At 69.7% G+C, this 20,545-nt stretch carries 20 protein-coding genes and 1 pseudogene; 3 read left to right on the forward strand and 18 right to left on the reverse strand.

The window, feature by feature from the left end; genetic code table 11:
* The 14 genes from ACGFY9_RS27605 to ACGFY9_RS27670 form a co-directional block, all read right to left on the reverse strand.
* A complete protein-coding gene (locus ACGFY9_RS27605) occupies positions 1-258 on the reverse strand; it encodes a phosphopantetheine attachment domain protein (protein WP_393758432.1) in 258 nt (85 codons plus the stop codon).
* Between the two features lie 63 nt (positions 259-321).
* Complete coding sequence (locus ACGFY9_RS27610; RefSeq protein WP_393758434.1) at positions 322-1,908, reverse strand: fatty acid--CoA ligase; 1,587 nt, start codon at positions 1,906-1,908, stop codon at positions 322-324.
* Positions 1,909-1,925: 17 nt separating this feature from the next.
* Positions 1,926-2,483, reverse strand: coding sequence for an FcoT family thioesterase (locus tag ACGFY9_RS27615; RefSeq protein WP_393758435.1), 558 nt, complete (start codon positions 2,481-2,483; stop codon positions 1,926-1,928).
* A complete protein-coding gene (locus tag ACGFY9_RS27620) occupies positions 2,480-3,370 on the reverse strand; it encodes a TauD/TfdA dioxygenase family protein (protein ID WP_393758437.1) in 891 nt (296 codons plus the stop codon). The genes ACGFY9_RS27615 and ACGFY9_RS27620 overlap by 4 nt, the downstream gene beginning before the upstream one ends.
* A 60-nt stretch (positions 3,371-3,430) precedes the next feature.
* Entirely contained in the window at positions 3,431-3,670 is a 240-nt protein-coding gene (locus ACGFY9_RS27625; protein ID WP_393758439.1) for an acyl carrier protein, read from the reverse strand.
* A complete protein-coding gene (locus ACGFY9_RS27630; protein ID WP_393758441.1) occupies positions 3,667-4,776 on the reverse strand; it encodes a beta-ketoacyl-ACP synthase III in 1,110 nt (369 codons plus the stop codon). The genes ACGFY9_RS27625 and ACGFY9_RS27630 overlap by 4 nt, the downstream gene beginning before the upstream one ends.
* Before the next feature lie 73 nt (positions 4,777-4,849).
* Positions 4,850-6,220: an MFS transporter gene (locus ACGFY9_RS27635; protein WP_393758443.1), complete on the reverse strand. Its 1,371-nt coding sequence runs from the start codon at positions 6,218-6,220 to the stop codon at positions 4,850-4,852.
* Positions 6,221-6,427: 207 nt separating this feature from the next.
* Positions 6,428-7,180 carry an aspartyl/asparaginyl beta-hydroxylase domain-containing protein gene (locus ACGFY9_RS27640; RefSeq protein ID WP_393758445.1) on the reverse strand — a complete coding sequence of 251 codons (753 nt, stop codon included), beginning with the start codon at positions 7,178-7,180 and terminating at the stop codon, positions 6,428-6,430.
* A gap of 95 nt (positions 7,181-7,275) precedes the next feature.
* Complete coding sequence (locus ACGFY9_RS27645; RefSeq protein WP_393758447.1) at positions 7,276-7,905, reverse strand: ABC transporter ATP-binding protein; 630 nt, start codon at positions 7,903-7,905, stop codon at positions 7,276-7,278.
* A 232-nt stretch (positions 7,906-8,137) separates the two neighbouring features.
* On the reverse strand, positions 8,138-8,746 hold the full coding sequence (locus tag ACGFY9_RS27650; protein WP_393758449.1) for a sigma-70 family RNA polymerase sigma factor: 609 nt from the start codon (positions 8,744-8,746) through the stop codon (positions 8,138-8,140).
* Between the two features lie 213 nt (positions 8,747-8,959).
* Positions 8,960-9,640: a hypothetical protein gene (locus tag ACGFY9_RS27655; RefSeq protein WP_393758451.1), complete on the reverse strand. Its 681-nt coding sequence runs from the start codon at positions 9,638-9,640 to the stop codon at positions 8,960-8,962.
* A 134-nt stretch (positions 9,641-9,774) separates the two neighbouring features.
* Positions 9,775-10,314: a copper chaperone PCu(A)C gene (locus ACGFY9_RS27660; RefSeq protein ID WP_393758453.1), complete on the reverse strand. Its 540-nt coding sequence runs from the start codon at positions 10,312-10,314 to the stop codon at positions 9,775-9,777.
* Positions 10,311-12,608 carry a heavy metal translocating P-type ATPase gene (locus ACGFY9_RS27665; RefSeq protein ID WP_393758455.1) on the reverse strand — a complete coding sequence of 766 codons (2,298 nt, stop codon included), beginning with the start codon at positions 12,606-12,608 and terminating at the stop codon, positions 10,311-10,313. Before ACGFY9_RS27665 ends, ACGFY9_RS27660 begins: the two co-directional genes overlap by 4 nt.
* On the reverse strand, positions 12,608-12,895 hold the full coding sequence (locus ACGFY9_RS27670; RefSeq protein ID WP_393758457.1) for a hypothetical protein: 288 nt from the start codon (positions 12,893-12,895) through the stop codon (positions 12,608-12,610). Before ACGFY9_RS27670 ends, ACGFY9_RS27665 begins: the two co-directional genes overlap by 1 nt.
* Before the next feature lie 546 nt (positions 12,896-13,441).
* Between ACGFY9_RS27670 and ACGFY9_RS27675 the strand changes: the two are divergent.
* Positions 13,442-13,630: pseudogene (locus ACGFY9_RS27675) on the forward strand (CorA family divalent cation transporter); the annotation flags it as partial.
* Between the two features lie 257 nt (positions 13,631-13,887).
* Entirely contained in the window at positions 13,888-14,613 is a 726-nt protein-coding gene (locus tag ACGFY9_RS27680) for a hypothetical protein (RefSeq protein ID WP_393758459.1), read from the forward strand.
* Positions 14,614-14,776: 163 nt separating this feature from the next.
* On the opposite strand, the gene ACGFY9_RS27685 is transcribed toward ACGFY9_RS27680, so the two are convergent.
* Positions 14,777-15,802: an alpha/beta fold hydrolase gene (locus ACGFY9_RS27685; protein ID WP_393758513.1), complete on the reverse strand. Its 1,026-nt coding sequence runs from the start codon at positions 15,800-15,802 to the stop codon at positions 14,777-14,779.
* A gap of 270 nt (positions 15,803-16,072) precedes the next feature.
* Positions 16,073-16,651: a TetR/AcrR family transcriptional regulator gene (locus tag ACGFY9_RS27690; RefSeq protein WP_393758461.1), complete on the reverse strand. Its 579-nt coding sequence runs from the start codon at positions 16,649-16,651 to the stop codon at positions 16,073-16,075.
* 434 nt (positions 16,652-17,085) lie between these two features.
* Between ACGFY9_RS27690 and ACGFY9_RS27695 the strand changes: the two genes are divergently transcribed.
* On the forward strand, positions 17,086-17,847 hold the full coding sequence (locus tag ACGFY9_RS27695; RefSeq protein WP_393758463.1) for an SDR family NAD(P)-dependent oxidoreductase: 762 nt from the start codon (positions 17,086-17,088) through the stop codon (positions 17,845-17,847).
* A gap of 139 nt (positions 17,848-17,986) precedes the next feature.
* Here the strand turns inward: ACGFY9_RS27695 and ACGFY9_RS27700 are convergent, their stop codons facing one another.
* Both ACGFY9_RS27700 and ACGFY9_RS27705 read right to left on the reverse strand, forming a co-directional pair.
* A complete protein-coding gene (locus tag ACGFY9_RS27700) occupies positions 17,987-19,243 on the reverse strand; it encodes a hypothetical protein (RefSeq protein ID WP_393758465.1) in 1,257 nt (418 codons plus the stop codon).
* Positions 19,240-20,496: a glycosyltransferase gene (locus ACGFY9_RS27705; RefSeq protein WP_393758467.1), complete on the reverse strand. Its 1,257-nt coding sequence runs from the start codon at positions 20,494-20,496 to the stop codon at positions 19,240-19,242. The genes ACGFY9_RS27700 and ACGFY9_RS27705 overlap by 4 nt, the downstream gene beginning before the upstream one ends.
* Between the last annotated feature and the right edge of the window lie 49 nt (positions 20,497-20,545).

The raw sequence follows: 20,545 nt of genomic DNA on the forward strand, positions 1-20,545 counted from the left end.
TCAGGTGTCGGCACGTGCTGCTCCTTTCCGGCGTTCTTCCAGCAGTTGCCACCACTGGGCAAAGGAGGTGCGCTCGGCGAGGTCGATGAAGGTCACGTCGGCGCCGGCGGCCTGCCACCGCTCCAGCAGGGTGACGATGCGCAGGGAGTCCAGACCCGCGTCCAACGGGCTCTCCTCCAGGTCGACTTCGTCGGGCAGCAGGAACAGGCACTCCGCCAGGTCCGCGCGGAAGCTGTCCGGGGTGAGGGGTTCAGGCATGCGGGTTCTCTCTCGGTGGCTCGACGAGGGCGCGAGGGTGAGGAACTGGCCTTGTCCGACTGGTCAGTTGACCTTGCGGTCGGCGTCCGACCAGAAGCGGTCGCGCAGTTCGCGGCGCAGGATCTTGCCGCTGGGGTTGCGCGGCACGCTGTCGATGAACTCGTAGCGGGCGGGCAGCTTGAAGTTCGCGAGCTGCGGGACGAGGAAGGTGTGCAGGTCCCGGGGGCTGGGCTGTTGGTCAGGGGCCGCAACGATGAAGGCGTGCACGTACTCGCCCCAGCGTTCGTCGGGGGCGCCGACGACGACGGCCTCCGCGACGCCGGGGTGGCCTTCCAGCACGTTCTCGATCTCGGCCGGGTACACGTTCTCGCCGGCGACGAGGATGGCGTCCTTGATCCGGTCGCGGATGAAGACGTAACCGTCCTCGTCGACATATCCCGCGTCTCCGGTGTGGATCCAGCCGTCGACGAGGGTGTCCGCCGTTTTCTCGGGCAGGCCCCAGTACTCCACCATGCGGGCGGGGGTGTGCAGGCACACCTCGCCGACCTGGCCCGGCGGGAGTTCGCGCCCTTGGTCGTCGATGACTTTGGAGCGCACGCCGGGGTAGGGGTGGCCGGCGGCCTGCATGAGAGGACCGCCGGGGACATGGGCGGCCGGGGGCAGGCAGACGGCGGTGTTGCCGGTCTCCGTCAGACCGTAGATCTGGGCGAACTCGCAGTCCAGGACGGCGAGGCTCTGCTCCAGCAGCGCCTCGGAGATCGGGGAGCCGCCGTAGACCGTCTTGCGGAGCGTGGTGAAGTCCTCGGCGCCGACGCCGGGTTCGGTGAGCATCATGCGGAGCATGGCCGGGACGACACAGGCCGTGGTGATGCCAAGGTCGCGAATGAGGTCGACGGCCGGGCGGGCGGCGAACGCGCGCATCGCGACGATAGTCGTGCCCGCGTTGAAGTTCTGGGTGGCCCACCACAGGCCGCCGACGTGGAAGCCAGGGATGCCGACCAAGGCGATGTCTCCGGAACGCCAGTCGATCCAGTCGAGACCCTCGCTCGCCAGGGCGTCACGGATCGCGAAGAAGCTACGGTGCGCGAGCACCACCCCCTTGGGCAGGCCGGTGGTGCCGCTGGTGTAGAGCTGGGCGACGGGAGTGTCGGGGGTCGGGTCGAAGTCCGTCTCGTGGAGCGGCTGTTGCTGACACCACTGCTCCAACTCCCCGAGCGGAACGACCGTTTCGGGTGGCGCGGTCGGCATGCCGGCCACGACCGGTCTGAACTCGTCCTCCAGGAAGAGGAGTCGGGTGCCGGAGTCCTGGAGGATGTGGCTGACCTCGGGCGCGGTGAGCCGCCAGTTGACGGGGACGAGCACGGTGCCGCTCTTGGCGCAGGCGAAGAGGATCTCGTAGTAGTGCTCGGACTCCTTGCCCAGGTAGGCGACCCGGTCGCCCGGTGCGAGTCCGGCGGCCTGCAGAGCGCGGGCGATGCGGTTGCTCTCGCGGTGCAGATCGCCGTACGTCAGGCTGCGGCCCTCGCAGAGCACGGCGAGGATGTCGGGTTGGTGCTCGGCGTGGAAGCGGGCGGTCTGGACGAGGGTGCGCAGTTCGGGGTGGTGGATCCGGTCGGCCGCAGGCGGCTGTGTCGCCGTGGATGTCTCCATGGGCAGTCCTTCGGTGTTCAGGGGATGTTGACGAAGGCGAGGGTCGCCTCGCCGTCGCTCCGGCCGCCGTCGGCGTCCCAGTAGCGGTACGACGTCTCGGCGTGCAGGAACGGGCTGGCGCCACCGGGGGCACGCCGGGTGACGGAGCGGAACGCCAACTCCCCTTGGAAAGAACGAGGGTTGACCGGGCGGCGGAAGGTGCCGGCGAAACGGGCGATGAGGATGTCCGGGAGCTGGTGGCGCCAGAAGTCGTCCAGGGTCCAGGTCTCGAACCCGCTCAGGAGTCCCTCCCGCACGGACTTGGCGACCAGGTAATACATCATCTGGTTGTAGGCGATGTTGACCTCGACCGAGTTCAGGTGGCCGGTGTCGTCGATGTAACAGGACTCCGGGATCGCGAACTCGCAGCGCGCCGAGGCGAGTCCGGCTCCTGCTCCCGCCGTGACGAGGGCGCTCTTCAGGTACTTGCAGTGCGCCTTGTAGGGCACGAGCACGCGGGTCAGCAGCTCCTCGTCCGTGGGGTACGAGCGCCGCGGCGAGGCGGTCCCGGTGCGGTCGGCGGTGGGCGCGGTCACGCGGCCTGGATCCCGTCGTGCAGCTTGCGGTCGTCGTGGACGGTGACGCGGTACGAGACGGTCGGCTCGGGTGTGGTGGTGTGGCGGGCGCGGTGGATGAGGCTGCGGTTGTCCCAGACCAGCAGGTCGCCCTTCTCGAAGCTCTGCAGGTGGATGTTGTCGTGCTCGAAGGTCTCGTCGAGCTGGCCCGTGGCGTCGAACAGGCGCTTGAGGAGTTCCTCGTCGAGCGGATTGCCGTCCGCGTCCTCGATGCCGACGGTGAAGCCCTCGCTGATGTAGAGGACGGTCTCGCCGGTGAGGGGGTGGGTGAAGGTGGTGGGCTGGCGGACGGCCGGGGTCTTGGTCTCGACCTCCTCGATGATCTCGGAGATCGGGCGGTAGACGTCGTGAGGGCGGATCTTGAAGTACTTGCGGACGGAGTGCCGGCAGAAGGTGCCCTCGATGTCCCTCTTCAGCTCGGCCGGCAGCTTCTCGTACGCCCGGCCCATGTCGATGAAGTACGTGCCGCGGTTCTTCTCCGGGACGACCTGCGGGTAGATGAGGGTGAGGCCGAAGGGGTCGGGCATGAACTGGTAGTCGGCGTGCCAGAACTTGCCGGTCTTCGGTACGCCTATCTGCTTGCCGTTCTCCGGAACGTTGGAGGAGACGAATATCTCCGGGACCTCCGGGTGCTGGTACATGGGCTCGTAGTACGTCTCGGGGCGGCCGAGGCGCTCACCGAGCGCCAGGAACTGTTCGGGGGTCAGGTCCTGGCCCTTCAGGACCGCGATCTTCTTCGTGTAGACGGTCTCCTTGAGCGTCTCGACGTCGACGTCGGAGGCGGTGGCGTGGTCGAAGCCCTCGACGCTCGCGCCGAGAAAAGTGCCGGGCTGGTCGGTGATCTTCACGTGAGGATGCCTTTCGGGTGGGTGGTGGTCGGAGTAGTTCGGGCGGGCTGTGTCGGAGGGTCAGACGGTCTGTCTCGCGTCGATCAACTCCGCTGTGTCCGCGAGGGTGAGGGTGGGCCGCAGTTCGCTGTCGTGGACGGTGACGCCGAGGTCGCGCTCGATGCGGATGCTGATCTCGACCATCGTCAGCGAGTCGACGTCGAGGTCGGCGAAGGTCGCCTCGGGCGTGAACCGGTCGGCCGGGGTGTCGTGGAGTCTCGCGAGGATCTCGACCAACTGGTCATAGGTGGCAGCTCTCATGACGGATCGTCAACTCCTGTGTCGTGCGGGACGAGGGGGTCGTGGGGGCGGGTGGGCAGCGGCAGTTCGGGCCAGGTCAACAGACCGGAGCCCCAGGTGAGTCCGCCGCCGAAGGCGGTGAGGAGGAGCCGGTCGCCGGGGCGGATCACGCGCCGGGCGGCGGCGTCGGCGAGGGCGAGCGGGATGGAGGCGGCACCGGTGTTGCCCACGGCGTCGACGTTGGCGACGCAGCGTTCCCGGGGCAGGCCGAGGTCGTCGGCGACGGAGTGCAGGATGCGCAGGTTGGCCTGGTGGGGCACGAAGTGGTCGACGTCGTCGGTCTTCCACCCGGCGCTGGTCAGGGTGGCGCGGGCGGAGGCGGCCATGCGGGTCACCGCGTGCCGGTAGACCTCGTTGCCGCGCATCGCGAAGTGCCGCTCCGCGCGGGTGGGTTCGCCTTCGGCGGAGCGCCCGCGGGAGCCCCCCGCTGCGACCATGATCAGGTCCTCGTGCGTGCCGTCACTGCCGAGGTCGAAGTGGCCTATGGCGCCCGGTTCGTCTTCGTCTCCGGCGCGCAGGACGACGGCTCCGGCGCCGTCCCCGAAGATGATCGCGTTGGCCCGGTCCAGGGGGTCCACGATGGTGGAGTAGGTGTCGGCACCGATCAGCAGGACCCGTGCCGCGACGCCGGAAGCGATCAGCCCGGCGGCCGTGGCGAGGCCGTAGACGAATCCGGTGCACACCGCGCCGACATCGAAGGCCGCCACCCCGTTCAGGCCGAGTCGCGCGGCGACCGCGGGCGCGGTAGCCGGGCAGGGGCGGTCGGGTGTGGTCGTGGTGACGATCACGGCGTCGACCGGATCCGTCCCACCACGGTTCGTCTCGGCCGGGTCGAGTCCGGCGTTGCGCAGGGCCAGTCGGCCGGCCTCGACGGCCAGGTCGGAGGTGGCCTGGCCCGGTTTGGCGATGTGGCGACGGCGGATCCCGGTGCGGGTGCGGATCCAGGTGTCGTCGGTGTCCAGCCGTTCGGCGAGTTCGTCGTTGGTGACGACACGGGGCGGCACCCATCCGGCCACTCCGCACAGGACGGCGGCCGGAGCGGACGTGCTGGAGGTGTGTACGGGCACAACGGTTCTCCTGAGTGTGCGGTACGTGGGGTGACGGGCCGTCGGCCCCGGGATGTCGAGGGGCGGACTCGGCCTATCCGGCCGGAGCCGTTCTGCGCAGGGCGAAGGTCAGCAGCACGCCGCAGCCGATACCGGCCGCTATCGCGAACACGGCGATCCGGATCCCGTTCAGAAGGGCGTCACCGGGCGGGCTCTGTCCGACGCCGCCCGCGAGCGCCACGAGCAGGGCGAGGCCAACCGCGCCGCCCACCTGGAGACTGGTGGAGGCCAGCCCGGACGCCACGCCCTGGTCTTCGGGCGCGACCCCGGACGCGGCGACGATCCACATGCCGGTCCACGCGGCCCCCTGGCCGAGGCCCAGCAGCACGATGCCGGGCAGCAGCAGCGGGTACGAGCCCTCGCCGGTGAGTGCGAGTCCGAGCGCGACGGCCCCGGCCGCCCCCAGGGCCATGCCGGCGGCCAGCATGCGGCGCACGCCGATCAGCGCCACCGCCCGTTCGCCGACCTGGGTGCCGATGGCGGTCACCACGGCCGGGACGAGGAAGGCGAGCCCGGTCAGGAGCGCGCTGTAGCCGCGCACGGTTTGGAAGTAGAGGGTCAGGAAGTACGGCAGTGAGCTGAAGGTCGCGCTGTAGAGCGCGGTGACGGCCATCGCGGAGAACAGACCCCGGTGGGCGAACAGCCTCGCCGGTACCAGTGGATCTCGCGAGCGGGTCTCGACGACGGCGAAGCAGCACATCAGGGTGAGCGAGAGACCGGCGCTCACGAGGGCGGGCGTACTGGTCCAGCCGGCTTCCGGCGCGTGTACCAGCAGGAACACCAGGAGGGTGATGCCGCCGGTCGCGGCCAGAGCGCCCGCCACGTCGAACCGCCGGGTGGCGGTCCGCACTGCGTCCGCGGGGAACAGGGCCCGTCCTGCCCAGGCGATGCCCACCGCGATGGGGACGTTGACGAAGAACACCGACGGCCAGCCGAACGCCTCCACCAGCACGCCACCGAGCAGCGATCCGAAGCACAGGCCGCCGGCCCCCGCCGCACCCCACACCGCCAGAGCCCGGTTCCGCGCAGGCCCCTCCTCGTAGATCGTGTTGATCAGGGAGAGCGTGGCCGGGAACAGCAGCGATCCGCCGATACCCTGCACGGCCCGGACGGCGACGAGCGCTCCGGGGGACTCAGCGAACCCTCCCACCAGGGAGGAGCCCGCATAGATCAGCGCCGCCGTGACGAACGTCCGGCGGCGGCCTAGCAGGTCCGCCGCCCGTCCGCCCAGCAGCAGGAAGCCGCCAGTCGTCACCACGTAGGCGCTCACCACCCATTGCAGGTCATGGGCCGAGAAGTCGAGGCCCGCGCCTATCTCGGGGAGCGCCACGTAGACGATGTTGTAGTCGAGCGCGATGACCAGCTGGGCCAGCGCCAGCACGAGCAGGGACAGCCGGGCGTGCATCAGTCGATCCCTCCCCAGGCATGGATGGAAAACGCCGACGCATATCGAATGCGTCGAGGAATTTCGGCCACGATAACAGCCGGAAGAAGGCTTGAGAATGGCCGAAATGGAAAGTCACAGAGAGGCATTGATTTGCCTTTCGGGCAGCACTCCAAACCAGCAGTACAGAACTGCCGGTTCCTTTTCCTGAATGTTTTCAGGTATCCACTACTCCCCCATCAGGCGCCTTATCTCCGTCATGAGGGCAACCAGAGCCCGCCGTTCGGGAAGGGTCGTTTCCGGGTGCCACAGGTCGACGAGCAGGCACGTCCGCGGTTTTTTTCCGTCATTGCGCGCCTCGTGCTCGAAGGAGTAGTCGAAGAGCAGGCAGCGGCCTTCCCGCCAGGTGCGGGTCTGACCTGCCACGGTGATGCTGCACCGGTCCGGAATGTCGACGGCGAGATGCAGGTTGATGCTGAAGTTCCACAGGTCGCAATGCGGGGCGATCGAAGCCCCGGGCAGCAATGTGGAGAAATGGGATTCCAGTAGTGGGCAAATCGTCCCGGTGTCGACGGCGAACTCTTTGAGCACCTTGTACGCGGTCGGCACCGTCTCGGCCGATTCCTCAACCAGGTTTCCACCCCGGTAGAGGTACAGGGCCTGCCAGTCCTCCTGCCGGGTCAGGTAGTGCTCGTAGTCGGAGAACACCTCACGCCGGACCGTCCAGGCGGAGTTCAGCTCTTCCTTGACGGCCGGGTGGGCCGATTCCAGTGCCTCGACCACCGGGAGCAGTTCGGGATAGGCGTGGGGGTCGTGCCATGGAGCCTGAGACAGTCCCGGCATGATCCACTTGGCGCCCTTCTGGAGCGGGTGCCGCGGTCCGCCTCCGCCGGGCTCCAGCATGCGCTCGACGCGGGTGATCGCGTCCGCGCCGTGCTCGGCTCTGATCGCCGCGAAGGCGTCCTCTATCTCTGGCGTCATACGGACCTCCCTGACCGGTGCCACGGCCCTGTGCGGGGTCGAGCCGTCGCACTAGTAGTCGGGGGCGGGGCGGGATGAGTTCCCGCAACTTTCCATCAACTCGACTGAAATGAAAGGGAGTTGGTAGTTCCGGGTGGCTCGGCACACGGGACGGGCGGCGCGGTGCCCTGCGCCGGTAGCGGCATGGCGATGTCCACCCGAAGGCCGCACAGCACGGTGAGTACCGGGTCGTCGGTCGACACCATCAGGGTCACGGGCAGCCCTGCGAGCAGATCCGCCAGTGCCTCCCGGTCGGCCGCGGTCAGCCCGGCGGTGGGATCGTCCGCCAGCAGTACGCCCGCGCCCAGAGCCACACAGCCGATGACACGCGCCAGGTGCAGGAGCTTCACCTGACGTCGCGTGAGACTGCGCAGCGGGCGGGCCACGAGCCTCCCCACCCCCAGCCGTTCGGCGGCCTGTGCGGCCGCGGCCGGGTGTGCGCTGCGCGCCAGTACGGTGGCGGCCGGCACCGTGCGCCCGGTCACGCCGGGGTCACTCGGCAGCCACGCGCACGCCCTGCTCCGCCACGCCCGCTCCGCGGGCGTCCGGGTGTCCCGGCCGCCCACCGTGATCACTCCGCCGGTCACGGGGTGCAGGCCGGCCACCGCGCGCAGCAGCGCCGTAAGCGTCCCGGCGGCCGTACCGGACAGCGCCACGCGCTCTCCGGCAGGTACGTCAAGAGACACGCTCGGCACGTTCGGCACCCAGGCCACCGCCCTGAGATGTACGTCCAACGCGGGTACGTCGTACGGCGACACCGTGTACGTCGGTGCGAGCCGTGGGGATCGCCTTCTGTTCTGTCGCACGTCCCAGTAGTCGTGCTGCCGATCTGTCGAGTTCCCGTGAGCACGTTGGTATCCGCATCGCCGACAGGATCATGTGAGGGCCGGCGCCTGCCGGGAGGCGCCGGCCCTCACGTCACGCGGCCTGGACGGCCGCGGTCTCGGCTTCGCGCAGCAGGCGTTCCAGGGTGGTCCTCGCCCGGGCGACCCGGGAGCGGATCGTGCCGACGGGGCAGCCGATGAAGCGCGCCGCTTCGTCATACGGCAGACCGACCACCTGGGTCAGCACGAACGCCTCACGTCGCTCGTCAGGCAGCGTCTCCAGCAGGTCGAGGAGAGCGATGCCGTCGTCGAAGCCCGGCAGGTCGCAGGGCTGGGTGCGTTCCAGGGCCAGTTGCCAGTCATGCGCGTCGGCCAGGCGTGGGCGGACCGCGGCCCGGCGGAAACTGTCGGCCACCGCGCGACGGGCGATGGACAGCAGCCAGGTGCGGGCCGAGGCACGTCCTTCGAAGCGCGGCAGGCTGTCGAGGGCTCGTACGAACGTGTCCTGGGTCAGGTCGTGGGCGCTCTGGGGGTCGCCGCTGAGATGGGCGACGTAGCGCAGTACGTCGCTGTGGAGGGCGCGGACGAAGTGCTCGGTCGCGTGGGGGTCGCCGTTGCGGGCGGCCAGGGCCCAGGCGGTGGCGGAGGCGTCCGCCGCGGCACGCTCCGCCCGGCGGGGAGCGGGCAGCACAGAAGTGATCACGTGGTGTCCTTCTCGGGTCGTCCGGGGCCGACGTCCCGCGGTGGGGCACGGCTCTCCGGCACATGGGGTGCGGCCGTACGCGATGGGTACGGCGATGCCCGGGGCTCGTCGCGCGCTCGTCGGCCCACACGAAGAGGTGTGCAGCCCTGGGGAGATCCGCGCCGGAGCGCGGTATGACGAGGAGCGGGTGAGCCCCCGGTGGGTCCGGCTGTCTCAGACGACAGCGGGGCCCGTGGGCGGTCCCCGGGAGGTGACGGAGTAGCAGAGAAGGAAGCAGGCCAGAGACGACCGGTACGCGGCGGTGCGGCGCCTGCGCACGGACGGGCGACGAGCCGGTACCGGCAGCGCCAGCAGCATCCGCAGGGGAGCGACCAGCCGTGCTGCCGCCGCCCGCAGGACGCGGAAGACTGCGCGTTCGCCGTACGCGAGCCACAGCCCGCACAGGACGGCGGCGAGGAGGTGCGCGGCGAGCATGCCGAGCGAGGCACCGCCCGTCATCGTGTGCGCGTGCCCCATTCCGCCCGAACCGTGCGCCATGTGGGTCATGCCGCTCATGTCCATGGCGTCCATGGACATGGTGTCCGAGGAACCCATGTCCATCCCGCTCATGCCTGTCGACGCGGTACCACTCCCGGGCGTAAGGGTCTGGCCCAGGGAGAACGTCTCGTGGAGCACCGTCTGGGCGGCGACCACGACCGTGACGATCAGCCCGCGCCCGCGCTCACGGCCGGCGAGGAACCAGCCTGCCGTGCCGGTCGCGGCAGCGCCGGCGCCCATGGTCCACCAGGGGACGGGAGTGCCGGACATCATCACGTGACCGAGGGCGGCCAGCAGCACGCAGGCGGCGGCGAACACACCCGCCCGCAGCGTGCGGAACCACCCTCCGACAGTCATAGCGCGCCCATCTTTGCACCCGACGTCTGATCGTCATCAGGGGGTACGGGCGCACACCGGGTTCTCTACTCACTCCGGATGCAGTGACTCATGTCACATGGGAGTGCTGGGAACTCGATGGCCATGCCGGACGACTACTGGAACGAGATGGTGCCGGGACGCACGACTACGGCGAGCACCGTGATCCGCCCGCTGCGCCGGAACTCCAAGGTGAAGGGCACGAGATCGCCCGAGCGCCACTTGCCCGAGGCCGAAGAGACCGTCAGGTCGACTCCGGTCGGCGACATGGCGAGGCTCTCGCCCGCCGGAATGTCGGCGGAGTCGACCGCGGTGCTGTAGGCCCCGTTCCCCTCGGTCATACGGTGCCGGGAGAGGGCTATGCCACCGGGGGCGCGGGGTGAGGTGACCCGTATGAGGCGGTCGGCCGAGCCGCCCTCGTTGGCGACGCGGAAGAACGCCGCCGTCTCCCCGGCGCCGGCGGACGGCAGCAGGAGACGTCCCTCGGTGACGCGTATGCGCGCCGGAGTACCGGCCTTGCCCGTGCCCGTCCACGCGGTCAGACCCGCCAGAGCCACACTGCACGCGGCGACGGGCACGAGGGCGGCCAGCGCGGCGTCTCTCAGCTTCCGCCGGTCGCCGAGCCGCGACGACACCCGGGTCAGGATCCGCCTCATCGGGCACCGGCCTTCCTCGATCGGGCCCCGCGTCCGCGTGCGGGAGAGGGCTGCCAGGCGCGCAGCCGCAGGCTGTTGCACACCACGAGCACGGAACTGGCGGACATCGCGGCGGCGGCGACCATGGGGTTGAGCAACCCGACCATGGCGAGCGGCACGGTGACGACGTTGTAGCCGAAGGCCCACACAAGGTTGGCGCGGATCGTGCCGAGAGTGCGCCGGGCCAGCCGTACGGCGTCGGCGAGCGCCTCGATATCACCGCGCACCAGGGTCAGGTCGGCGGCGCCGATGGCCACGTCCGTGCCGGTGCCCATGGCGATGCCCAGGTCGGCGCCGGCGAGCGCGGCGGCGTCGTTCACGCCGTCACCGACGACCGCGACGCGGTAGCCCTCCTGCTGCAACTGCCGTACAAGAGCGGCCTTGTCCTCGGGAGAACAACGGGCGTGCACGTCCTCGATGCCGAGGGCGGCGGCCACCGCCTGCGCGGGCGCCTTGCGGTCGCCGGTTGCGAGCACCGGGCGGATGCCGAGACGCCGAAGCTGGTCCACGGCCCGGTAGCTGCCCGGCCGTACGAGGTCGCCGACAGCGATCAGCCCTTCGGCACGGCCGTCGACGCGCACGAGGACGGGTGTGTGCGCGGCGCTCTCGGCCGTCGTCAGGGCCTCGGCCAACATGGGGGGCAACTCGCCGTCGGGCACGACGACTTCGACCGTATGCCCCTCCACCAGGCCCTCGACGCCCTGCCCCGGTGTGGCCACGAAGTCCCGTACCGGGGGCAGCGGTTCGTCTCCCGCCGAGCGGCGCGCGTACGCGGTGATCGCCCGGCCGAGCGGGTGCTCGGACCCCTGTTCCACCGCCCCGGCCAGCCGCAGTACCGCGTCCTGCTCCAACTCGCCGGGCAGTGCGGTGACCTGGGCGACGCTCATGTGGCCGGTGGTCAGGGTGCCGGTCTTGTCCAGCACGACCATGTCGATGTGTTGGAGCGCCTCCAGCGTCTGCGGACCGCTCACCAGCACGCCCAGTTGGGCCCCGCGCCCGGTGGCTGCCATCAGCGCCGTCGGCGTGGCCAGACCGAGCGCGCACGGGCAGGCCACCACGAGGACGGCCACGCAGGCGGTGAGCGCCGCCTGCGGATCGGCTCCGGCGCCGAGCCAGAATCCAAGAACGGTCACCGCGATGCTCAATACGACGGGTACGAAGACCCCGGCCACCGCGTCGGCCAGCCGCTGCGCGCGAGCCTTGCCCGCCTGCGCGTCGGTCACCAGCCTTGTGATCCGGGCGAGTTGGGTGTCCGCGCCGACTGCTGTGGCTTGCACCAGCAGCAGCCCGCCGGCGTTGACGGCCCCGCCGACCAGCGCCGAACCGGGGCTCACCTCGACGGGTTCGCTCTCCCCGGTGACCAGCGACAGGTCGACGGCGGAACTGCCCTCCGTCACACACCCGTCGGTGGCCACCCGCTCACCCGGACGTACGACGAAGACCTGCCCCACCCGCAGTTGTTCGATGGGGACGGCGCGCTCACCGCGCTCGTCACGGACGGACACCTCCTTGGCCGCCAGCTCCGCCAGCGACCGCAGGGCTGCGCCGGTGCCGCGCCGTGCGCGCGCTTCCAGGAACCGCCCGGTCAGCACGAACAGCGGGACGCTGACCGCCGCTTCGAGATAGACGTGCGCCGTACCGTCCGAGGCGGACGGCAGCAGGCTGAACGGCATCCGCATCCCGGGATCGCCCGCTCCCCCGAGGAACAGCGCGTACGCCGACCAGGAGAAGGACGCCACGACGCCCAGCGAGACGAGCGTGTCCATGGTGGCCGTGGAGTGGCGCAGCCCCCGCACCGCGCGGGTGTGGAAGGGCCAGGCGCTCCACACCGCGACCGGGGCTGCCAGCGCGAAGCACAGCCACTGCCAGTTACGGAACTGCAGGGCCGGCACCATCGACAGCACCAGGACCGGCACGGCGAGCAGGGCGGTGACGAGAAGCCGGTCACGTTCCTGTCGGGCGGCACCCTCGGAACCGTCCGCGTCGGCGTCCGCTTTCCCCTTGTCCTCGCGGGCAGGGGGCGCGGGCAGGGCGGCCTGGTATCCGGCCTGCTCGACCGCGGCGACGAGATCCTCCGCCGGAACACTCTCCGGATGGCTGACCCGGGCGAGCCCGGTGGCCAGGTTCACCGTCGCGGTCACACCCTCCAGCTTGGCGAGCTTCTTCTCCACCCGCCGGACACAGGCCGCGCAGGTCATCCCGCCCACGGTGATGTCCGTCGTGACCACCAGGCTCGTCACCGGCTCACCCGCCATCACTCACCGCTCCCGTGCATCCCTGGCATGTCCTGAACGCTCCCGCCCGACCCGGACATGTCGTCCATGCCACCACTGCTACCGCTACCGCCCTCTCCCCCGGTGCCCGTCCCGGCGCTCCCGGTGCCGCGCATGCCGGGCGCCACCGGTCCGGCGGCCGATCCGACGACGTACGACACCGAGAACACCAGCACGAGCAGCAGTACGAAGCCGCAGAGCGCGGGCGGCAGCAGCAGTCTGCGGGGCGTCACACCCACGAGACGGAAAGACTGTCGGAACTCGGCCATGCCCGGCCTTTCTGATCGCATCGAACTGTCCTGCGGAACAGTGCAGTTGAAGCCCTGTCGCTCCAGTAGTCGGCACGGCAGGGGGCCGAGTTCCGGTGCCTAACCATGACGTACGTCACAAGGGAAGCGAACGCCTCACTCGCCGCGATCCTGGGCCCAACGGCCGTCCATGACGGCGAGCGCCACCGCACCCGCCCGCCGCACGCACACTCGGTGGAGCCGTGCCCTCAGCGTGCCCTTCAGAGCGGACGACTGCAGTCGGCGGCGGTGCCGACCGAACCCGCGCAACGCCCAGAGACCCCGGCGACACCGGTAACGGAATGCGAGCAGGACACTCTGCCTCGCCAGCACCGCAGCAACCGTTCCGCGCCTCCGCACGTAGCCGCTCCCTGGGGAGAATCTGGGGAGTACGAGCGGCGCTGGGGAGCGCACGGGGAGAATCAACTGCGTAACGCGGAGCGCACCTGAAAGACGGGGAAAGGGCCGTCCGCGCAGGTCAGAAGCGGCCGGAACCGCATCGCCGCAGCTCAGCGCCCCCAGGGAGACAACTTCAAGAAGATCTCCAGCTGGGCGGCCATCCTCTTCGCTCCCACGCTCGTCGGCACGATCTACGGCATGAACTTCACGCACATGCCGGAGTTGCACTGGGGCTTCGGGTACCCGTTCGCGATCGGGCTGATGGGGATCGTCTGCGTCAGCCTGTACCTGATTTTCAAGCGGCGGGACTGGCTCTAGGCCTCTCACATCCCGATCACCTGCGATTCGTGCCGCATCACCTTGCTGCTCCCGCCAACTGGATCCGCCCCTCGGCTTCCCCCAGTCGTACCGTCTGGCCCGGGGCACCGGCGGTGAAGAACACCGTGGACCGGGCCACGGGGCAGTTGGTCCGGCAGCGCACGGCAGCGAATACGCGCCCCTCTCGCACTCCAACACCCCCTTACCGGGCGGACAAAGCGCTGATACTACGGACTCCTGCACGAGGGGGAACGAAAGTGACACGCACCGACACAGGCTCCGACGACGGCACCACGAGCAACGAACCGCAGGGTGAGGACGACAAGAGCAACAACAGGACCAGGATCGCGATCGCATCCATCGGCGCACTGGCGGCCGTCGCCGCGGCAGCCGCCGGAGCCTTGTTCGCTCATGACGGTGACACCAAGGAAACATCGGCCGGCTCTTCGGTCTCCGCACCTGCCTCCACATCCGCGTCAACCGAGACCGCAGACCCCTGCGATCTGCAACGGCTCGCCGACTCCTGGAATCAGCCGCCGTCCCAGCGCTACAACGAGACGCTCTTCGCGAACCACGACGCGCCCAGCGTCTACACCCAGGTGGGCGGCCCGGCAAGGAGTCCCGAGATCAGCGTCAAGGGGCAGATGAGCCTCAACATCCCGGCAGGCCAGGTCCTTTACCTCGTCACCCGGCCCGACCCTGATTCGAAGGACGAGTACGGGCACCCGGGCAACGGCCGTTTCTATCCGGGCACGCCCGTCAGCCCCACGTCCAGCGGCTGCTGGGAGGACGACAACCACTCGGTCGGCTACATCGGCGTCGAGGGAATCAGCGAGACCTATCTGCTCGTCCTCGTCGGTTCCGACCAGGCCGCCAAGTTCCCGGCCGACCGCAAGGCGAAGGACTGGGACGGATACAGCGCGGACGACTGGCGGGCGCTCACCAAGATCGACGTCATGAACTTCCATGTCTCAACGGCCTAGCCCCGGGCTTCCGTGATGGCTTGCCTGTGCATCCGGTGGACCATTTCGGATCGTCCGTGAGGTCAGCGCGCCTTGCGGAAGGTCTCGCGGACGCCGCCGACGTAAGCCTAGGGATTTTCGTAGTGGCCGAAGTGGCCGCCCTTGTGGTGGGTGTTGACGTTGATCACGTTGAACGTGGCGCGGGTGGGGCCGTTCTCGAAGGCGGCGATGCGTTCCTCGGCTGTGGTGACGCCTGGCGGGTAGACGTCGCCGAGCAGGAAGGTGAAGCCGGTCGGCGGTTCGACCACGGGGCGGCGATCGTGCAGCGGTGTCCAGGGGGGCGGACCGCGTTGCGGTACATGGGGATGGAGGTGCCGATGGACTGGGTGCCCCAGAAGACGGTGGCCCGGGCGAGGATGAAATCGCGGGAGAAGCCGGCGTCGAAGTCGTTCTTCTTGTCGCCCCACTTCTTCCAGCGCGGCAGCAGCCAGGCGAGCATGCCGATCGGCGAGTCGTTCAGGCCGTGGGTGAGCGTCGACGCGTCGAGCATGTGGACGGCGACGTGGGAGGCGTACATGGCCTGCAACTTGAGGATGCCCGCGCGCAGTTCGGGCGAGGCGTCCGCAGGGATCGGCGCACCCGCGGTGAGGCCCCAGAAACGGTCGTGCTGGAACATCCCCGGGGGCAGATCGTGGCCGTGGTGCAGGGCGATGACGCTGTCGTCGTACTTGTGGCCGAGCGCGCTGTTGACCAGGGCACCGTAGTCGGAGCCCAGTGACCCGTACCTGTCGTAGCCCAGGACGTCGGTCATGAGCTGGTGAACGATGTCGGCGATCTTCCAGTAGTTGAGGTCGCCGCGGGTGACGGGGGTCGACCACGCGAAGCCCGGCAGCGTCGGCACGATGACGTCGAACGCGTCGGCCGGGTCGCCCCCGTGCGCGGCGGGATCGGCCAGCGGGTAACTGAACTCGCCCGGCCACGGCCAGCCGTGCAGGATCAGCAGCGGGGTCGGGTTCGGGCCCTTGGTGGGCTTGCAGACGAAGTGGACGGGGTGCCGTCGATCTCCACCCTGTACTCGTCGTGGCCGTTCAACCGGGTCTCCCGCCGCACGCCAGTCGAAACCGTCGGCCCAGTACTCGACCAGCGGCTTGAGGTAGGCCGTGCTCAGGCTGTAGTGCTCCTCCCCCTTTTGTCCAGGTCGTCGAAGAATCGGGTCGTCCTCAGGCGCGCCGCGAGGTCGTCCAGCACGTCCTGTCCCACATCGATCGTGAACCGCTCCGGCGAACGGCTGCTCTTCTCATGACTGCGGAGTGGAGCGTCCTGAAGTCCACCTGCTCGAAGTCGCGGAAGCCACCCGCCCACACGTCGACGAGGTTGCCCCGGACCTCACCGTCGCCGTAGTTCTGGAACACGACATCGGGGTGGAAGTACGGGCGAGTTTCGATGCGTCACTCCGAAGGACTGTGAAGTCCAGCCTTGGTCAGGCGGTCGGTGCCGCGGACCTCATCGGCTCGATCGCGGCCGTGAGGGCGGCCTCCAGGTAGTCGATGCGGTCCGTCATCTGCAGGAGCACCACGCCGCCCTGAACGGCCGCCAGAACACTCCTCGCACAGCCGACCGCCATCCCGCGGTCCGGAAGCAGCGAACCGGTGCCGCGCAGCAGAGCCGCCTCCCACGTGGCGAATAGGTCCGAGACCACGGTTCGCGCGTCGGGGGAGGATTTGCCGAGCTCGGAGGTGAGGCTTCCCAGCGGGCAGCGCCGCCCCAACTCGCCGTAGTGACGCAGCACCGCCTTGCGCCACGCCACCCAGGACTCCCAGGTCGTCAGGTCGTCCAGATAGGGCCGCTGCACCTCCAGCACCTGGTCGGCCTCGTGCCGGGCCACGGCCACGAGCATGTCGATCCGGCCGTCCGGGAAGTAGTGGAAGAGCTGGCTCTTGCTCGTCGACGTCGCCGCCCGCACGTCGTCCAGGGTCGTCTCCGCCGCGCCCTTCTCCCGGATCAGCAGAGCGGCCGCGACCACGATGCGGTGCATCGTGGCCATGCCTTTGGCGGTCATGCCTCGATTCATGCACCCATCATCCCATCTTGCTGGACTCAGAGGTCCAGTCAGCGAACGGCCGGAATGCCGATCACGCACGCCACCAGCTCCCGAGGCCCCCTCCGGGGCAACGCCACCCCGCCCTCGGGCTCGGCCGGGCCGACTCACACAGCCGCTTTCTGAACTTGACGGTCCATTCCACCAGAGGCACCCTGAACTGAACCGAGCAGTCCATAAACGCGGACGCGCCGCGAGGGAGTTGGAGTACGGGGCTCCCGCACCCTCGACCGCCCCGCCCCATTCCAACTCTGGACTTGCAAGTCCAATCTTTCCGCCCTACGGTGGCGTCCGCGCCCTGACAGCCAGGGCAGCCCCCGCCCCGTCGAAGGAAACCCGCACTACAGCCGTGCGGGGCATCGCGGAGCGCCAAGCACGAAGCAACGGAGTGGATCATGTCGATGCGCCTTCAGGGCAAGACCGCCCTCGTCACCGGTGCGACCAGCAACATCGGGCGGGCGATCGCGGAGGCCTTCGCTCGTGAGGGTGCGTATGTCGCCGTCTCCGGGCGCAGTGCCGAGCGGGGCGAGGAGGTCGTCGAGGGGATCCGCGCACGCGGCGGCCGCGCCGAGTTCACGCAGGCCGACCTGGACGGCAGCGCCGCCGCCTCGCGGACGCTGGCCCAGGAGGCGACACGGGTCCTCGGCGGCCGCATCGACATCCTGGTCAACAACGCCGGCATCTACCCCAGCACCACCACGGCATTGACCGAGGAGAAGACCTTCGACCAGGTCTACGCCGTGAACGTGAAGGCCCCGTTCTTCCTGACCGCGGCTGTCGCCCCCGCCATGGTGGAGGCCGGCGGCGGGGCGATCATCAACCTCGGTTCCTGGATCGCGCGCCTGGGCATTCCCAGCGCCCTCTACAGCTCCACCAAGGGAGCCGTGGAGACGCTGACCCGGGCCTGGGCGGCGGAGTTCGGGCCGCAGGGCGTACGCGTGAACGCGATCTCCCCGGGTGTGGTGCTGGCACTTGCACCAGGGGAGAGCCACCCGGCCGAGATCATGATGAAGGGCACCCCCGCGGGCCGGATGGGCACCCCGGACGAGATCGCCGACGCCGCCGTGTACCTGGCCGGCGACGATTCCTCGTTCGTGCACGGCATCGTGCTCGACGTCGACGGCGGCCGCACCACCGCCGCGGTCATCGCCAACTGACGCCCCCCAAGCCCGACTTCCCGTCCGGACAGCAACGCCGGGCAGGGCAGGAACACCGCCGACGCGCTCCCGGGAATCGCGCCATCCGACTGAACCGCAGGTTGCGCACCGCGAACTCCTCACGGAACTGAGCGCGCGCCTACGGCACCCCCACCTCGAACAACACATACCCGGCGTACGACCCCGAAGCGACCGCCGTGATCCCCAATAGCAGGCACAGCATGGGTAGTTGGAGGGTACGGAGCCTGACGGCCAGCGGGATGAAGAGGGGAAAGCACGGGAGGAGATAGCGGGAGACGTTGCCGAAGATCTGCTGGCTGCCCAGCACCAGGGCGAGAGTGAGCAGGGTGTAGACGGTCAGGACCGCCGGTGGGCGCAGGCGGATCAGGAGGGGGATCAGGAGCGCGGCCAGGAGGACGACGGCCACGCCGATGATGTCCTCGAAGGGGTACGCGAACAGGTAGTCGAAGCGGCCGACCGCCATGGAGCTGAAGACGTCGACGGTGTGCTTGCCGTAGTCGAAGCTGTGCGCCCAGGCGCCGCTCTGGAGCTTGAAGTAGCCCGCCAGGTCGCCCATTTGATTGCCGGCCCAGAGGAGATAGCCGATCAGGCCGAGCGGTGCGACCGCCATCGCGATCCATGGGCCCGCGAGGTTCTCCCGGCGGCGGTGGAGCGTCTGCAGGGCGGCGACGGTGAGGGCGGCGATGAGCGCTGCGGCCGTCGGGCGGTTGAGGCCGGCGGCGAAGGTGAGGACGCCCGCGGTGAGCCAGCGGTCGGTCATGACGGCGTGGCAGGCCCAGACCGCGAGGGCGATGTAGAGGGACTCCGAGTACGCCGACCACTCCATGCCGGAGCCGGGCCAGACCGCCCACAGGCCGGCAGCGGCCAGCCCGGCTCGCCTGCCTCCGAACCTCGCGGTGACGGCGTGGATACCGAGCGCCGCCGCGAACGACGCCACGACCGACACCAGCATCCCGGAGCCGTACAGACCCAGGCCCGTGGCGTCGGAGACGAGTCGCATCGTCGCCGGGTAGAGGGGGAAGAAGGCCGCCGAGTTGCCTTCGAGGGTGATCAGGCCGGTGGCGCCGGGGACTTGGACGAGCGCGGGGTGGTAGCCGTGTGCGGCTATCTGCTGGTACCACCAGCCGTCCCACGTGGCGAGTACGTCCCAGGCGTGGGCGCCGCCGCCGAAGCGCGGGTTCCTCGTCCGGAAGTCGCCGTCGGAGTCCAGCAGGTACATGAACACGGAGAAGCCGATGAGCTTCAGTACGCCGTACAGCGCGAGCACCGGGCCGCAGTGGCGGGCCGTGCGGCGCAGCAACTCACCAACGTCCCTGCGAGGCAGGTCAGTTGGGGTCTCCGCGACGGGCGGGGTCAGCGTCGTCGTATCGCTCATGTCGTCGTCGCCTCCGTCTCGCCGCGGCGCCCGGCCGGGAACACCCAGGCCCGAAAGAGCAGGAACCGTACGAGAGTCGCGGCCAGGTTGGCGGCTACCAGGACCCCGACCTCCGTGGTGCGCGCGGGAGTTGGGATGGCGTGGTGCAGGAGGGCCAGGGAGCCGCTGGTGAGGGCCAGGCCGACCGTGAAGACCAGGAGGCCCTGGGCCTGGTGGCGGAGGGCGCCGACTCGGCCTCGTAGCCCGAAGGTCAGGCGGCGGTTCGCGGCCGTGTTGGCGAGGGCGCAGAGCAGCAACGCCAGCGCGTTGGCGGCCTGTCCGCCTGTCGTCGGGCGCAACGCGACGTACAGCAGGACGTATCCGGCGGAGCTGACCGCTCCCACGGCGGCGAAGCGCAGGAGTTGGGCGGCCAGGCCGGCCGGGTGCGAGCCGTCGGTGGCGGCCCGGCGCAGGCCCGCCGTCGGGAGTGTGCCGCGCGCCAACTCCCGTCCTATGCGGGCGATTCCGCGCAGGTCGGCCAGTGCCGTGGCGAGGATGTCGACGCGGCTGTCGGGGTCGTCCTCCCAGTCGACCGGCACTTCGTGGATGCGCAGGCCGGCCCGTTCGGCGATCACCAGCAGTTCGGTGTCGAAGAACCATCCCGAGTCCTTCACCAGGGGCAGCAGCCGCTCGGCGACATCGCGCCGTACCGCCTTGAAACCGCACTGCGCGTCGGAGAAGCCGACGGCGAGGGTAGATCTCAACAGGGCGTTGTAGCAACGGGAGATGGCCTCCCGCTTGGGGCCGCGCACCACCCGGGAGCCGCGGGCCAGCCGGGTGCCGATCGCGATGTCGGAGTGGCCGGAGATCAGCGGCGCGACCAGCGGGAGGAGCGCCGCGAGGTCGGTCGACAGGTCCACGTCGACGTAGGCGAGCACGGGCGCCCGTGACCCGGACCAGGCCGCGTGCAGCGCCCGGCCCCGGCCCTTCTCGGCGAGCCGCAGCCACTCCAACTCGGGGAGTTCGGCCGCCAGTCGGGCCGCGATGCGCGGGGTCCCGTCCGTGCTGGCGTTGTCCGCGACCGTGATGCGGAACGGGTACGGGAACGTCTCCGACAGGTGTGCGTGCAGCCGTCGTACGCTCGGTTCGAGGTCCTTCTCCTCGTTGAACACGGGGACGACCACGTCGAGGACCGGCTCGCGGTGGTGTGCCGACACCGGTGTGCGGAGCGGTAGTTGGCTCGTCGAACCCGTCTGGCTCGTCAGTATCGTCATGTTCTGTCCTGATCTGTGGACTGCCGCAGGGCGTGCGGGATCGCCTGCG

It is taken from the genome of Streptomyces sp. NPDC048504, assembly GCF_043200035.1.
Classification (GTDB): Bacteria; Actinomycetota; Actinomycetes; order Streptomycetales; family Streptomycetaceae; genus Streptomyces.